Below are 15,384 nucleotides of genomic sequence, written 5' to 3'. Positions count from 1 at the left end.
AAAAGAATGTTCAACCAGCCATCTTTATTCCTATTGATATTATTAGGAATTGCTCTTTGGGCTAAGAATAAGTCATTATTGATCGCTGTCGTTTTTTTACTAGTTATCAAATGGGCAGGTCTTGGTGACAAGGTTTTTCCCACCTTTCAAAAAAAAGGGATTGAATGGGGGGTCACCATTATTACGATAGCTGTCCTGGTTCCAATTGCCACTGGGGATATCGGGTTCAAACAGTTGGGAGAAGCCCTGAAATCATCCTATGCATGGATCGCCCTCGGGTCTGGTATTGCCGTTGCATTAATAGCTTCAAGCGGGATCAAGCTCCTCGCTGAAGATCCTCACATTACGACAGCACTGGTTTTTGGTACAATTTTAGCAGTAAGTTTATTTAATGGAATAGCAGTTGGTCCGTTGATTGGAGCAGGGATTGCATACTTGGTCATGAAAGTCGTACACTACATTTCATTATGACTTTGTTAAAGTGTTGATAAACGAAATTTACGACACTCCTGAGGGGAATAGCGAGCCAGGCGAGACCCCGCAGTGATTTAAGGATCTTCGACTAACAACCACCACGTCCTGCGTCTGCGGTTACTCGGCGCAAAACTAAAAGGATGAAATGTAAAGTCCGTGGTCTTGTGGTGAACGTCGAAGCCAGCATAAGGAAAGCTTCTAATTCTCATCGCAGACACGAAAATGATTTCATTTTTGTGTTGACATCCTTTGCAAGTGAGCGAGGAGGCTTGCGGTTCGCCCGCGGAAAGGGAGTGAATTAAGCGGAAATCACCAATATAAGATTAACAAAGCCAATGAGTTTGAAAAGAGAATTTTGTTGATAGATTAAGGTTTTCGAGTCGTAGGCGTTCACAAAGTTTAAAAACTTGTTTATAATTGAAATGTATGCGTTTTATCCTTCCTTAATTAATGTGTTTACTATAGTGTAAACATTTTCTTTGATACAAAAAGTTCGTCACTTTTTGGACACGTGCTTTATTGTATTAAGAGAACAGAGAATTCAATCTATTAAAAGGAGAGAGAGCCATGACCACCACTAGAGGTTTAGAAGGCATTGTAGCGACTACATCTTCGGTAAGTTCCATCATCGACGGTGTACTGACGTACCGCGGCTACAATATTGATGACCTTGCAGACTATGCAAGCTTTGAAGAGGTTGTTTACTTACTTTGGTACGGTAAATTGCCTAACCAAAAGGAATTGGATGATTTCAATGCTGAGTTATCCAAACACTATGCTTTGCCAGAACAAGTATTGGATATGATGAAAAGCTTTCCGCTTGATGAAATCCATCCAATGGCTGCAGTGAGAACTGCAATATCAGCGCTAGGATTATATGATAGCGAAGCTGATGAAATGAGTAAAGAAGCCAATTTCACGAAAGCGATTCGTCTTCAAGCGAAGCTTGCATCTATCGTCGCTGCATTTTCCCGCTTGCGTGATGGACAAGAAGTCATCCAACCAAATGAAAAACTTAGCTATGCTGCAAACTTTTTGTACATGCTTAACGGAAAAGAGCCTGATGGGATTTCGGAAAAAGCTGTCAATAAAGCATTAGTACTCCATGCTGATCATGAGCTCAACGCTTCTACATTTACAGCCCGTGTTTGTGTGGCTACATTATCTGATATGTATTCAGGTGTCACTGCTGCAATCGGTGCATTGAAAGGACCTCTTCACGGCGGCGCTAACGAAAGGGTCATGAAGATGCTTACGGAAATCGGTAACCCGGAAAACGTAGAATCCTATTTGAAACAAGCGCTTGAGCGTAAAGAAAAAATTATGGGGTTCGGCCATCGTGTATATAAGAATGGAGACCCTCGTGCAAAACACCTACGCGAAATGTCTAAACAATTGACTAGCATCACTGGTGAAACGAAGTGGTATGATATGTCTGTGAAACTCGATAAATTGATGACGAATGAAAAGGGCTTACTACCTAATGTCGATTTCTATTCAGCATCAGTCTATCACAGTCTAGGTCTCAAACATGATCTTTTTACACCTATTTTTGCAATGAGCAGGGTTTCAGGCTGGCTTGCACACATCCTTGAACAATATGAAAACAACCGTCTAATCCGTCCGCGTGCTGAGTACACAGGACCATCAAAGCAAAAGTATGTTTCAATCGAAAATCGCTAATTGGAATGGACATATCGGTTCCACTTTAAAAGTGTCGGATGAGATTCAGCATGTCAGTTGACTTCATCAGACTCTTTTTATGAGTCATTCCCAAGAATTTTTGTTACGATAATAAACGAAAATAAGATTTCTGATCAGGAGGTAATTAACTTGTCAAACGGAGAACGTATTACAGTTGATAATGGGGTACTGAATGTACCGAACAATCCGATCATTCCTTTTATCGAAGGAGACGGAATTGGACCAGACATTTGGGCTGCAGCATCTAAAGTATTAGAAGCAGCTGTTGACAAAGCATATAACGGGGAAAAAGAAATTGTATGGAAGGAAGTTCTTGCAGGACAGAAAGCCTATGACCAAACTGGTGAATGGCTACCTGCAGAAACACTTGATGTAATTCGTGAATACATACTCGCGATCAAAGGACCATTGACGACTCCTATTGGTGGCGGTATCCGTTCGTTGAATGTCGCACTACGCCAAGAATTGGATCTATTCACGTGTTTACGCCCGGTTCGTTATTTCACAGGAGTACCATCCCCACTTAAAAAGCCTGAAGATACTGACATGGTCATTTTCCGTGAAAACACTGAGGATATTTATGCTGGAATTGAGTTTGCAAAAGGAACGGATGAAGTCAAGAAAGTCATCAAATTCCTTCAAGAAGAAATGGGTGCAAACAAAATCCGGTTCCCTGAAACTTCTGGAATCGGGATCAAGCCGGTATCTGAAGAAGGGACAAAACGTCTTGTACGCGCTGCAATCGAGTATGCATTGAATGAAGGACGCAAGAGCGTAACACTTGTCCATAAAGGTAATATCATGAAGTTCACGGAAGGTGCTTTCAAGAACTGGGGTTATGAAGTTGCTGAACAAGAATTTGGAGATAAAGTATTCACATGGGCTGAATATGATCGTATCGTAGAAGCTGATGGTAAGGATGCTGCAAACAAAGCACAATCCGACGCTGAAGCTGAAGGAAAGATCATCATCAAGGATGCGATTGCGGATATTTTCCTTCAACAAATCCTTACACGCCCTGCAGAATTCGATGTTGTCGCGACAATGAACTTGAACGGTGACTATGTGTCTGATGCCCTTGCTGCTCAAGTCGGCGGAATCGGTATTGCTCCGGGAGCTAACATCAACTATGAAACTGGGCATGCAATCTTTGAAGCGACACATGGAACAGCTCCAAAATATGCTGGTTTAGATAAGGTTAATCCATCTTCAGTCATCCTTTCAGGCGTTTTATTATTAGAACACATTGGTTGGACTGAGGCAGCTGAATTGGTAATGGGATCAATGGAGAAGACGATTGCAAGTAAAGTCGTCACATACGACTTCGCACGTCTTATGGATGGTGCTACTGAGGTGAAGACTTCTGAATTCGGTAATGAACTGATCAAAAATATGGCGTAAGGGGAGATATCCATGGCAATCAGACGTAATAAAATTTCCGTAATTGGTGGTGGCTTCACTGGAGCCACGACAGCATTCATCGCTGGACAAAAAGAACTTGGTGATGTTGTTCTTGTAGATATTCCAGATATGGAGAACCCTACGAAGGGTAAAGCGCTTGATATGCTTGAATCAAGTCCTGTTCAAGGATTTGACGCGAAAATTACAGGAACTGCAAACTATGAAGATACGGCCGGTTCTGATATCGTCGTGATCACTGCAGGTATTGCTCGTAAGCCTGGTATGAGCCGTGATGACCTCGTAAATACGAATGCTAAAATCATGAAGAGTGTAACACAGGAAGTTGTAAAACATTCTCCTGATTGTACAATCATCGTATTAACGAACCCAGTTGACGCTATGACTTACACAGTACTTAAAGAATCCGGTTTCCCTAAACACCGAGTGATCGGTCAGTCTGGTATTCTGGATACTGCTCGTTTCTGTACTTTCGTTGCAGAAGAACTGAACCTTTCAGTAAAAGATATTCGCGGATTCGTACTTGGCGGCCATGGGGACGACATGGTTCCGTTGATCCGTTACTCCAATGCTGGGGGAATCCCATTAGACAAGTTGATCAGCAAAGACCGCCTGGACGCAATCATTGAGCGTACACGTAAAGGTGGAGGAGAAATCGTACAACTGTTAGGTAATGGTAGTGCATATTATGCACCTGCTGCTTCCCTAGTTGAGATGGTTGAAGCGATCCTCAAAGACCAACGACGTGTACTTCCTGCAATTGCTTTTCTAGAAGGTGAGTATGGATACGAAGGAATCTGCTTAGGGGTTCCAATAATTCTTGGTGGAAATGGCCTGGAAGAAGTCATTGAGCTTGAACTTACAGAAGATGAAAAAGCTCAATTGGATAAATCAGCAGACTCTGTGCGTAACGTCATGAATGTTTTAGCTTAATAATGGAACAATGAAAAGGAGGAATTCGGGATTTTTTCTCGAATTCTTTCTTTACACATGGCTTTGTTACTCTTTTTGTTGATTTTTACGACATTCACTCCCTTTCCGCGGGCGATCCGCAAGCCTCCTCACTCACTTGCACAGGATGTCAACACAAAAATGAAATTATTTTCGTGTCTGCGATGAGAATTCGTGGTGGTTGTTAGTCGAAGATCCTGTTTAAAGAGTGCGGGGTCTCGCCTGGCTCGCTGTTCCCGCAGGAGTGTCATGAATGTTATTTGAAAATCAACTTTAAAGTTTAACTGAGTCTACAATTCATCATGTTTCGGCTTGTCTGAAGCCATTTGGTACAGTATAGCCAAATTTCTTTTACACCATAATGTCAGAATGTTTCTATTGATCTGGCATTTCTTTTTTAAAATGGTGTAAACGCTTACTTCACGAGGAGGGAACTGCATGCTACTAGGCAAAAAACGAAAGCTTGGAAGAAAAATTGATGAAATAAATGTGGGGGAAAAACTAGAAATCACAGAAACGATTCATGATAAAGATCTTCTCCTCTATCTTGGATTGACGGATGACAACAACCCGTTATATATCCAACATGATTATGCTTCGCTGACACCTTTTAAAAAACCTGTCGTCCCGCAAATCATGCTTACCGGTTTTATAACCTCTGCTGTGAGTAAATATCTTCCAGGCCCGGGGAGTTCGATTTTAAAACAGACGATTTCATTTCCGAAGCCTGTCTATCATTATGCAACGATTATGCTTAAGTTCGAAATCACGAATGTAGATTCGGAGAAACACCTTGTGACTGTTATGATTAAAGGTTACGATGAAGATGAAACGCTTGTCATAGATGGAGAACTTGAAGTATGTCCGCCATACGCACCGCGCTCGATTACATCAAGAACCTTCGAAAATTTTTAAGCCATTGTAAAAATTCAGTAACAAAAGAGACGTTTTCGTCTTTTTTGTTTTTTTTTTTACTCTAATGTGTAAAAATAAAATCAAAATTATGTCCAATATGAGGTGGAGCTTAAGATGAGAGAGAAAATACTAGTTATCGAAGATGAGGAGTCAATCAATACTTTATTACAGTTCAATCTCGAACAAGCAGGTTTCGAAGTGATCACAGCTATGGATGGGGTTACCGGACTGGAACTGGCTCGAGAAGAACACCCTGATTTGATCGTATTGGACTTAATGCTTCCAGAAATGGATGGTTTGGATGTTTGTAAAAATCTCCGTCAATCACGGCATCTAATTCCTATCCTAATGCTAACTGCAAAAGATGATGAGTTCGATAAGGTTTTAGGTTTGGAGCTTGGTGCGGATGATTACTTGACCAAGCCATTCAGTCCTCGTGAAGTTGTTGCACGAGTAAAAGCGATTTTAAGAAGAAGTCAATACGTTTCTTCTCAAAACCAAAACCGGGATGACCTTGAGTCAATGAAAGTCGGGGATTTGAAAGTGTTTCCTGACAATTATGAAGCCTTTTTTGAGGGAGTGCCGCTTGAACTCACACCAAAAGAATTCGAACTTCTCGTCTATCTGGTGAAAAATCGTGGTCGGGTACTGTCACGTGAACAATTGCTGAATGCGATCTGGGATTATGATTTTGTCGGGGATACGAGGATCGTCGATGTGCATATCAGCCATTTACGTGAAAAGATTGAACATAACACAAGAAAGCCAATTTATATAAAAACAATTCGCGGGTTAGGGTATAAATTGGACGGGCCACAATAAATGGTTAATTTTCGCGGAAGGATCTTAAATTCTTTCATTATTTTTTCAAGCGGCATATTTTTATTGCTGAGTTTTGCGATTGCCAATCTTTCTATAGGAGCAATGGAGCGAGAGCAGTTTGATTCCTATGCCAAGCAGCTAGAACTCGTTTCTCGTGCCGTTGATCCTGAAACTGAACAGCTGCAGTCCGCATTAGGTCGATACAAGGAAAGCGTTGATGGAGAGATTTCTTACATAACACATAATGGAGAGGTTTCAGCCACTACTTTTGAAGAGCCTCCTTTCACTAATCAAGACATATTCAGTCCCTCTGATGGTGTGGAAAAAATTGAGAGGGATGACAGGGTAGATTTTATTCTGACCCTTTTACCTGGACAACCAACATCTGATTATCTGGTCATTTCCACTGAAAAGCGGAAATTGACGAATGAAGTCCGTCGTTATTGGATACCGATTTTATTGACCATTCTGTTGAGCTATGCATTGTTGATCGCTGTTACGTTCCGATTGACTGGAAAGCTTGCAAAACCAGTCGATGATGCAATGCGGGTGGCGAAAGAACTCGCTCGTGGTAATTTCAAAGCCAGGACGCATGAATATCAGTTGAAAGAGACCGGTGAATTGAATCACTCCCTTAATATCCTTGCCCGCAATTTAGAGCAGATCACGGAACTGAGGGAATCGGAACAAGAACGGATGTCAACGGTTATCGAAAATATGGATAGTGGGTTATTATTGATTGATTCCAAAGGTTATATCAATTTGATGAACAGGGCATACAAAACCATTTTTGGGATTGATTCAGATGTATGGAATGACAAGTTGTATCATGAAATCATGCCGAATCAAGATGTCATTGATCTGGTGGATGAAACGTTCCTTACAGAATCAACTGTCAGAAAACAGGTGACATTGTCAATCGGGATTGACCGCAAACATTTTCATATCACCTGTGTGCCGATCCTTGGACACAAGGATAAAATCAAAGGGATCGTTCTTGTTTTCCATGATATCACGGAGCTTAAGAATCTTGAGCAAATGCGGAAAGATTTTGTGGCAAATGTGTCCCATGAGTTACGTACACCAGTCACTTCCCTGAAAGGGTTTGCTGAAACCCTATTGGATGGAGCGATGGAAAGCAAAGAGTTGAGGGAGAAATTTTTAACCATCATCTGGAAAGAAAGCGATCGTCTTCAAAATTTGATTCAGGATCTGCTTGAATTTACGAAAATGGAGCAATCAAACTTTCAATTGAACTGGCAGACGATCAATCTGGAGACGATCGTCAATGACACGGTGACATTGCTCGAACCGCGTGCGGAGGAGAAACAGATCAAGGTTTCCGTCGAGTTGGAAGGGGAACTTAGGATAGAAGGGGACTCTGCGCGTATTAAGCAAATCTTGATCAATTTATTGAACAATGCTTTATCATATACTCCTAATGGCGGCACGGTGTGGATTACTGGAAGAGATGATCATGAAAAGGTTTACCTTGAAGTGAAAGATACGGGGATCGGCATCAATGAAGATGAAATTCCTCGTGTTTTCGAACGATTTTACAGAGTCGATAAGGCCCGGACCCGTAACTCCGGTGGAACTGGGCTTGGTCTTGCTATTGTCAAACACTTGGTAGAAGCCCATAAAGGACAGGTCAAGGTGACTAGCAAGAGGGATGTCGGCACAACGTTTACACTGACATTTTTCAAAAAGAGACAAGACTGAAAATTTACACAACGTTAACACCGGTGATATTCATACTTCATAATCCATTGCTAGACTGAATTTGAAAATCCTTTTTAAAGGATCCCCTTATTGATGGCGAGAGTGCTCCTACGACTCTCGTCTTTTTTTTGAGTTTCTTAAGAAGGGTAAGTCTTTTTTACTAAGTTGCTCGACAAAGATCTAATGTTGCACGCCCCCCGGAAGTTACCCGACTAAGCTTAAAAGTTGCTTGACTTTGGTTTCCACGCCTCAGCCCAAAGAATTTGAAAGTTTCAGCATGGGGGGGTGAATCACTCCTCTGCGCCTCCCCTTTTCCCTTCTAAATCCAAACATGATAAAATGAAGCTAGTGTTGAACGAGGAGGAAATCGAATGAGCAAAAAGAAACTCGTTTTAGTAGATGGGAACAGTATTGCATACCGTGCATTTTTTGCGTTACCCCTTTTGAACAACGAAAAAGGTGTATACACGAATGCAGTGTACGGGTTTACAACGATGTTATTGAAGGTGCTTGAAGAGGAAGCGCCAAGTCATATGCTGGTTGCATTTGATGCCGGAAAGACCACATTCCGTCACAAAACCTTTGATGAATATAAAGGAGGACGACAAAAGACGCCGCCAGAGCTTTCAGAACAATTACCGTTGATCCGTGAATTGCTGGATGCATTCGGTATCAATCGGTATGAATTGGAGCAATATGAAGCGGATGATATCATCGGTACATTATCCAAGCAAGCAGATCCCAGAGAATGGGATGTCAAAGTCATCACTGGAGATAAGGACCTGCTTCAGTTAGTTGACGAGCATGTCCATGTTGCATTGACAAAAAAGGGCATAACAGATGTGGATACATACGACATGAAGCTTGTCGAGGAGCGTTATGGACTGACGCCAGATCAGATCATTGACATGAAAGGGCTTATGGGAGACAGTTCTGACAACATCCCTGGAGTCCCTGGGGTTGGTGAAAAGACTGCGATCAAGCTGCTGAAGGAATTCGGAACGATTGAAAAAGTGTTAGATTCAATTGACAAAGTTTCTGGTAAAAAGCTAAAGGAAAGGCTTGAAGAAAATAAAGAACAAGCTGAAATGAGCAAAAAGCTTGCAACGATTGAAATAAAAGCCCCAGTTGAGGTCATGTTAGACAGCTGTGAGTATGAGAATGAAATCTCTGATAAAGTCATCAAACTGTTTAAAGAGTTAGGGTTCAATTCACTTCTCGACAGAGTGGATAGCGGGGTAGCTGAAGAAGTGGATACACCGACCGAAGAGATTGATTACGAGATTTTAGAAAAGGTATCCGAGGCAGATTTCGGTTCAAAAGCTGCAGTGGTCATCGAATGCTTAGCTGAAAACTATCATCATGGAGATATTTTAGGGGTCGGTATTGTCAGTGATAAAGGGAAATACTTCATTTCAACTAACGTGGCTTTAAAGTCGGAAGCCTTCATTAATTGGCTAGAGGATGAAGAGGTAGAAAAGTATGCCGCTGATGCAAAACAAGTGACCGTATCGCTCGCTTGGAAGGGCATCAACTTGAAAGGGGTCAAATTTGATGCCCTTATCGCTTCCTACCTGCTGAATCCTTCCGATTCCTCACACGATATCGCATCCATTGCAAGCCGGCTTGGATTGAAGGGGGTATCTAGCAATGAAACGGTTTATGGAAAAGGGGCAAAGCAGAAAGTTCCGGAAGAAAAGGTTTTAAGTGAACATATTGTGCGTAAAGCGAATATGCTTCTTCAAATCGTCCCCCATCTTGAAGAGAGCCTTAAAAAGAATGAACAGCACCAGTTGTTCTATGATTTGGAAATGCCGCTCTCCATAGTCCTCGGTAAAATGGAGCAGCAGGGTGTCCAGGTCGATGTGAAACGTCTGGAGGAGATGGGTTCAGAACTGAATGACCAATTGGATAAGATCGAAGCGAAAATTTTCGAGCTGGCTGGAACCGAGTTCAATATAAATTCTCCAAAACAGCTTGGTGAAATTTTATTTGAGAAAATGCAGCTCCCTGTCATCAAAAAGACGAAGACAGGATACTCTACGTCAGCGGATGTATTGGAAAAACTGAAAGATAAGCATGAAATTGTTGAGGAAATCCTATACTATCGCCAGCTCGGCAAACTCAAATCCACTTATGTAGAGGGACTTCTGAAAGTGGTGAACCGTGATACGGAGAAGATCCATACACGTTTCAATCAAGCGCTAGCACAGACTGGACGTTTGAGTTCAATCGATCCGAACCTCCAAAACATCCCGATCCGTCTGGAGGCGGGAAGGAAAATCCGCCAGGCCTTCATACCATCAGAAAAAGATTGGGTCGTGTTTGCTGCGGATTATTCACAAATCGAGCTTCGTGTCCTTGCGCATATCGCCCAGGATGATAAATTGATTGATGCCTTCAATAATGAAATGGATATCCACACGAAAACAGCAATGGATGTCTTCCACGTGGAAAAAGATGAAGTGACGTCGGATATGAGAAGACAAGCGAAAGCTGTCAACTTCGGAATCGTTTATGGAATCAGTGATTATGGACTGTCACAAAGTCTTGGTATTAGCCGGAAGGAAGCCGGACTATTCATCGAGCGATATCTTGAAAGCTTCCCAGGTGTCAAACAGTACATGGATGATATTGTCCAACAGGCGAAGCAGGAAGGATATGTGACGACAATGTTGAACCGTCGGAGGTATCTTCCTGAAATCACTAGCCGTAATTTCAACTTGAGAAGTTTCGCTGAACGTACGGCGATGAATACACCTATACAAGGTTCAGCGGCAGATATTATCAAGAAAGCTATGGTCGAGATGTGCAAACGTTTAGAGAAAGAAAAGCTGGAGACAAGAATGCTCTTACAGGTGCATGACGAATTGATTTTCGAAGCCCCGAAAGACGAGCTTGAAAAACTCGAGGAGATTGTACCGGATGTTATGGAGCATGCTGTACAACTGGATGTCCCTTTGAAAGTCGATTATTCTTATGGGGACACATGGTATGATGCGAAATAGCAGATAAGTGAAATACAAGGATAAAAGCTAAGTCTGGCCAATTGCGGGCTTAGCTTTCCTAAGTTTTCTTTTTAAGAGATAGGGAGATCAGAAATGCCAGAATTACCAGAAGTTGAAACTGTCAGACGTACTTTAGAAAATTTAGTGCTTGGTAAAACGATAGAAAAGGTAACGGTGAAGTGGGCGAAAATCATTAAACATCCGGATGATTTGGGAGAGTTTAATTCTTTATTGATCGGGCAAACGATCCGCTCTATCGGGAGAAGAGGAAAATTCCTGAAAATAATCCTCGACGATGTAGTCCTTGTTTCACATCTGCGGATGGAAGGACGATATATTTATGTGGAAGACGGCGAAGAAGCTGATAAGCATACTCATGTGATCTTCGCTTTTACAGACGGATCGGAATTACGCTATCGTGACGTCCGCAAGTTTGGAACGATGCATGTTTATCCGATAGGCAAGGAAGAGGAACATTTACCTTTATCCCAATTGGGTCCGGAACCATTCGATCCGGCTTTTAATCCACTCGAACTTTGGAAAAAGCTTCAAAAGACGACTCGTAAAATCAAGCCTGTTCTATTGGATCAGACGATATTGGTTGGACTCGGCAACATTTATGTGGATGAAGCCCTCTTCAAAGTCGGGCTCAACCCAGAAGCTGAAGCGAGAGCTTTATCTAAAAAGCAAGTGGAAGAGTTGTACCAAGCCATTGTCGAAACATTGATGGAAGCCGTTGATCAAGGTGGAAGCACGATCCGTTCTTATGTAAATTCCCAAGGTGATTTGGGGATGTTTCAGCAAAAGCTTGCTGTTTACGCTCGAAAAGGTGAGCCTTGTCTCAATTGTGGCTCAGAAATCGAGCGTATTGTGGTAGGGGGGAGGGGCACTCATATATGTCCAAACTGCCAAAAGTAACATAAGAATTTCATGAAAAAGCCGTACGTCGGATGGGCACTATCCATATACTATCCTAGCGTTGAAGCAAGGAGGATGTGTAGAAGTGACAGGATGGATAGCCCTACTGACTCTAACGATTGCTGTAAGCATGGACAGCTTCGGGGTTGGTGTAACATACGGTGTACGACGAATGAAAATCACTTACTTCTCCATAATTCTGATTGCAATATGTTCTGCTTTGATGTTACTTGCCGCTATGAACGTAGGAACAATCATCAGTACATTCATTTCTCCGAGTTTTGCCGGCAAGTTGGGTGGAATTTTGTTGATCAGCCTAGGTATGTATGTCTTATGGCAATTCTTTAAAAGCAGCGATAAGCCTGAAGAGGCCTCAAACAAAAAGCATGAATCAGAATACATCTGGAACATGGAAATCCGGTCGTTAGGGATTGTCATTCAAATTTTACGGACCCCTGCAGCCGCAGATATCGACCGTTCTGGAACAATTACAGGGCTAGAAGCATTGTTGCTCGGTTTGGCTTTATCGTTAGATTCATTCGCTGCCGGACTGGGTGCCTCACTACTCGGTTTTCCGCATTTACAGACGGCTGTATTCGTTGCAGGTATGAGCGTGCTGTTTCTTGTGACAGGTATGAAGCTTGGAAGAGTATTATCTACCATTCCTTCCATGAGGTTGGTCAGCTTTTTGCCAGGTGTCATGTTGATTGTGTTAGGTATTTTCAAACTGTGAGGTGTTACAATTGATTGTTGGTTTGACTGGTGGGATCGGAAGTGGGAAGAGTACCATTTCGGCTATGATACAAGAGCTGAATATCCCTGTCATAGATGCTGATAAAATCGCCCGGGAAGTGGTATTGCCGGGCGAAGCAGCATATTCGCAAATTGTTGATTTCTTTGGTGAAGATATTTTGGAAGAAGATCGTAATATCAACCGCAAAAAGTTAGGTACGCTCATTTTCAATGATAAAGAGAATCGTCTAAAGTTGAACAGCTTTGTCCATCCAGCTGTTCGAGAACGAATGCTTGCGTACAAGGACGAATTGCTAGAAGTGCATAAGTCAGTCGTAATGGACATCCCGTTATTGTATGAGAGTAAATTAACCCATATGGTGGATCGTACTTTACTAGTCTATGTGGATAAAAAAACGCAATTGGAAAGATTGATGAAACGTGATCAATCTTCATCTGAGGAGGCATTATCCCGGATTCGTTCACAAATCACATTGGACGACAAGAAAAAATGGGCAGATGAAATCATCGATAATAATGGTACGGTTGAAGAGAGCCGTCAGCAATTGATACATATTTTCACGAAATGGGATATACTTTAGTTTGTAAATAGATATTGCAGATTTTTCGACAATAGAGACGAGATAATATGGATGTTGTCCTCGTAAGACGACATTTAATATGTAATGTTTTGTCGATTCATTGAACATTAGGAGGCCGGGCGCAGGCCTCTTTTTAGATTATTGATAAATTTAGTGTTCCCTTTTACATATAATATGTTATACTAATTTTAGATTTTTAGAAAAAAGTATAGCACTTTATATAGTGGAGGGATTTCAACATGAAAGCTAGAGTAGCAATTAATGGATTTGGCCGAATTGGGCGAATGGTATTCCGTAAAGCGATGAAAAACCAACAATTAGATGTTGTTGCGATAAATGCAAGTTATCCTTCTGAGACATTGGCTCATCTTATCAAGTACGATAGCATTCATGGTACTTACGAACTTAAGGTTGAAGCGAAGGAGAATTCTCTGGTCGTAGATGGTAAAGAGATCAAGTTGATCAACAATAGAGATCCTAAGCAATTGCCTTGGGGACAATTGAACATCGATATCGTCATTGAAGCCACAGGCAAGTTCAAATCTAAAGAGACTGCTGGCTATCATCTAGAAGCTGGTGCGAAGAAGGTCATCATCACTGCTCCTGGTAAGGATGAAGATCTTACAGTTGTAATGGGTGTAAATGATGACGCTTACATTCCGGAAGAGCACCACGTTCTTTCTAATGCTTCATGTACGACAAACTGTCTTGCACCTGTCGTCAAAGTACTTGAAGAACAATTTGGAATTGAGAATGGTGTGATGACAACCGTTCACGCATATACAAATGATCAGAAGAATATCGATAATCCTCACAAAGACTTAAGACGTGCTCGTGCGTGCGGACAATCGATCATTCCAACCTCTACCGGCGCAGCGAAAGCAATCGCGAAGGTCATGCCTCAATTGGAAGGGAAACTTCACGGGATGGCACTTCGAGTTCCGACACCGAACGTATCTCTAGTCGACCTTGTAGTTGATGTAAAACGTGATGTGACGGTTGAAACTGTTAACGCAGCCCTCGAAACCGCGTCCAAAGGAACTTTGCAAGGAATCTTAGGTTATACAAAAGATCCGCTAGTATCAATCGACTTCAATGGAAATGAAAATTCTTCAATCATTGATGGATTGTCTACAATGGTGATCGAAGATCGAAAAGTTAAAGTTCTTGCTTGGTATGACAACGAATGGGGATATTCTTGCAGAGTGGTAGATCTTGCTGAGAAAGTTGGAGAAACACTTGGTGCACTATCCAACAAGCGCTTGTCTGGAACTGCATAACAATAATTATAATTTAAAAGTAGAGCGGGGTAGACCTTTATGGTCAACTCCGTTTTTTACATAGTGTAAAACTCCTGTTTTGTCGGCTTTTAACCAGTGTGATGAATCGCATGTTTTTATATATTTCATATGTGGTATGAGCAAGTACAAGGTGCATTTTATGGAGGTGAAAAATTTAAAAAATTAACTTGCAAAAAATATAGAAAAGCAGTATACTGTTCATCGTGAACTTCAAGTTATAAGCAATTTAGGAACTGGATACTACTTAAAGGGTTAGGACCTCTTTGGACTAACTTTCCCCCGTGGTAACATTCCATTTCCGCATGCTTTTGAAGGCATGATTAATCTTAAAGGGGGACTATGCAGATGGATACAATGGGACGTCATGTGATTGCTGAGTTATGGGGTTGTGATGTTGAGAAGTTGAACAATATGCCTTATATTGAACAACTTTTTGTAGAAGCGGCGCTTAAATCAGGTGCAGAGGTAAGAGAAGTTGCTTTTCATAAATTTGCACCTCATGGAGTAAGTGGAGTCGTGATCATTTCTGAATCACACTTAACAATTCACAGTTTTCCAGAGCATGGTTATGCAAGCATTGATGTTTATACATGTGGTGATCTTGATCCTAATGTCGCTGCAGATTATATCGCAGAGGCACTTGGTGCTTCTTCCAAAGAAAATGTAGAACTTCCAAGAGGTATGGGTCCAGTTAAAGTTGGCCAGAAGAAGGTCTCAGCATATTAATAATGACAAAAAAACTAACAAGGTGTGCAGCTGCACACCTTTTTTAAATGGAAGAATTTGTTGAATTTTAAATTTAACTTTAAGAAAGGG

Annotated in this window: 13 protein-coding genes; all 13 read left to right on the top strand. The window is 41.6% G+C overall.

Annotated elements, in window-relative coordinates:
- Positions 1-6 precede the first annotated feature (6 nt).
- The 13 genes from ACJROX_RS21115 to speD all read left to right on the top strand — a co-directional run bounded on the left by ACJROX_RS21115 (position 7) and on the right by speD (position 15,294).
- The gene (locus ACJROX_RS21115; RefSeq protein ID WP_408007171.1) at positions 7-471 is read left to right on the top strand and encodes a DUF441 domain-containing protein; all 465 of its coding nucleotides are present in this window, start codon (positions 7-9) and stop codon (positions 469-471) included.
- A 570-nt stretch (positions 472-1,041) separates the two neighbouring features.
- Positions 1,042-2,157 (top strand): citrate synthase, encoded by a 1,116-nt coding sequence (citZ, locus tag ACJROX_RS21110; RefSeq protein ID WP_408007170.1) that lies wholly within the window; start codon positions 1,042-1,044, stop codon positions 2,155-2,157.
- 144 nt (positions 2,158-2,301) lie between these two features.
- A complete protein-coding gene (icd, locus tag ACJROX_RS21105; protein ID WP_408011721.1) occupies positions 2,302-3,579 on the top strand; it encodes an NADP-dependent isocitrate dehydrogenase in 1,278 nt (425 codons plus the stop codon).
- Between the two features lie 12 nt (positions 3,580-3,591).
- Positions 3,592-4,530: a malate dehydrogenase gene (mdh, locus tag ACJROX_RS21100; RefSeq protein WP_408007169.1), complete on the top strand. Its 939-nt coding sequence runs from the start codon at positions 3,592-3,594 to the stop codon at positions 4,528-4,530.
- Positions 4,531-4,986: 456 nt separating this feature from the next.
- Complete coding sequence (locus ACJROX_RS21095; RefSeq protein ID WP_408007168.1) at positions 4,987-5,463, top strand: MaoC/PaaZ C-terminal domain-containing protein; 477 nt, start codon at positions 4,987-4,989, stop codon at positions 5,461-5,463.
- A 114-nt stretch (positions 5,464-5,577) separates the two neighbouring features.
- Positions 5,578-6,285: a response regulator transcription factor gene (locus ACJROX_RS21090; protein ID WP_408007167.1), complete on the top strand. Its 708-nt coding sequence runs from the start codon at positions 5,578-5,580 to the stop codon at positions 6,283-6,285.
- Positions 6,286-8,007 carry a two-component system histidine kinase PnpS gene (gene pnpS / locus ACJROX_RS21085; protein WP_408007165.1) on the top strand — a complete coding sequence of 574 codons (1,722 nt, stop codon included), beginning with the start codon at positions 6,286-6,288 and terminating at the stop codon, positions 8,005-8,007.
- Positions 8,008-8,378: 371 nt separating this feature from the next.
- The gene (gene polA / locus ACJROX_RS21080; RefSeq protein WP_408007164.1) at positions 8,379-11,015 is read left to right on the top strand and encodes a DNA polymerase I; all 2,637 of its coding nucleotides are present in this window, start codon (positions 8,379-8,381) and stop codon (positions 11,013-11,015) included.
- Between the two features lie 93 nt (positions 11,016-11,108).
- Complete coding sequence (mutM, locus tag ACJROX_RS21075; protein WP_408007163.1) at positions 11,109-11,933, top strand: DNA-formamidopyrimidine glycosylase; 825 nt, start codon at positions 11,109-11,111, stop codon at positions 11,931-11,933.
- Positions 11,934-12,018: 85 nt separating this feature from the next.
- The gene (gene ytaF, locus ACJROX_RS21070; RefSeq protein ID WP_408007162.1) at positions 12,019-12,666 is read left to right on the top strand and encodes a sporulation membrane protein YtaF; all 648 of its coding nucleotides are present in this window, start codon (positions 12,019-12,021) and stop codon (positions 12,664-12,666) included.
- Between the two features lies 1 nt (position 12,667).
- Positions 12,668-13,267: a dephospho-CoA kinase gene (gene coaE, locus ACJROX_RS21065; RefSeq protein WP_408007161.1), complete on the top strand. Its 600-nt coding sequence runs from the start codon at positions 12,668-12,670 to the stop codon at positions 13,265-13,267.
- 239 nt (positions 13,268-13,506) lie between these two features.
- On the top strand, positions 13,507-14,547 hold the full coding sequence (locus tag ACJROX_RS21060; RefSeq protein WP_408007160.1) for an ArsJ-associated glyceraldehyde-3-phosphate dehydrogenase: 1,041 nt from the start codon (positions 13,507-13,509) through the stop codon (positions 14,545-14,547).
- Positions 14,548-14,913: 366 nt separating this feature from the next.
- Complete coding sequence (gene speD / locus ACJROX_RS21055; protein WP_408007159.1) at positions 14,914-15,294, top strand: adenosylmethionine decarboxylase; 381 nt, start codon at positions 14,914-14,916, stop codon at positions 15,292-15,294.
- Positions 15,295-15,384: the final 90 nt, after the last annotated feature.

It is taken from the genome of Pseudalkalibacillus sp. A8 (assembly GCF_045920555.1).
Lineage (GTDB): Bacteria > Bacillota > Bacilli > Bacillales > Fictibacillaceae > Pseudalkalibacillus.
Note: the sequence above shows the minus strand (reverse complement) of the source record. Positions and strands in the feature narration are given on the sequence as shown.

Bases quoted from the DNA above. Each gene is read 5' to 3' on its own strand.
- ACJROX_RS21115 (WP_408007171.1), top strand. From the start codon at position 7: ATGTTCAACCAGCCATCTTTATTCCTATTGATATTATTAGGAATTGCT.
- citZ (WP_408007170.1), top strand. From the start codon at position 1,042: ATGACCACCACTAGAGGTTTAGAAGGCATTGTAGCGACTACATCTTCG.
- mdh (WP_408007169.1), top strand. From the start codon at position 3,592: ATGGCAATCAGACGTAATAAAATTTCCGTAATTGGTGGTGGCTTCACT.
- ACJROX_RS21095 (WP_408007168.1), top strand. From the start codon at position 4,987: ATGCTACTAGGCAAAAAACGAAAGCTTGGAAGAAAAATTGATGAAATA.
- ACJROX_RS21090 (WP_408007167.1), top strand. From the start codon at position 5,578: ATGAGAGAGAAAATACTAGTTATCGAAGATGAGGAGTCAATCAATACT.
- pnpS (WP_408007165.1), top strand. From the start codon at position 6,286: ATGGTTAATTTTCGCGGAAGGATCTTAAATTCTTTCATTATTTTTTCA.
- polA (WP_408007164.1), top strand. From the start codon at position 8,379: ATGAGCAAAAAGAAACTCGTTTTAGTAGATGGGAACAGTATTGCATAC.
- mutM (WP_408007163.1), top strand. From the start codon at position 11,109: ATGCCAGAATTACCAGAAGTTGAAACTGTCAGACGTACTTTAGAAAAT.
- ACJROX_RS21060 (WP_408007160.1), top strand. From the start codon at position 13,507: ATGAAAGCTAGAGTAGCAATTAATGGATTTGGCCGAATTGGGCGAATG.
- speD (WP_408007159.1), top strand. From the start codon at position 14,914: ATGGATACAATGGGACGTCATGTGATTGCTGAGTTATGGGGTTGTGAT.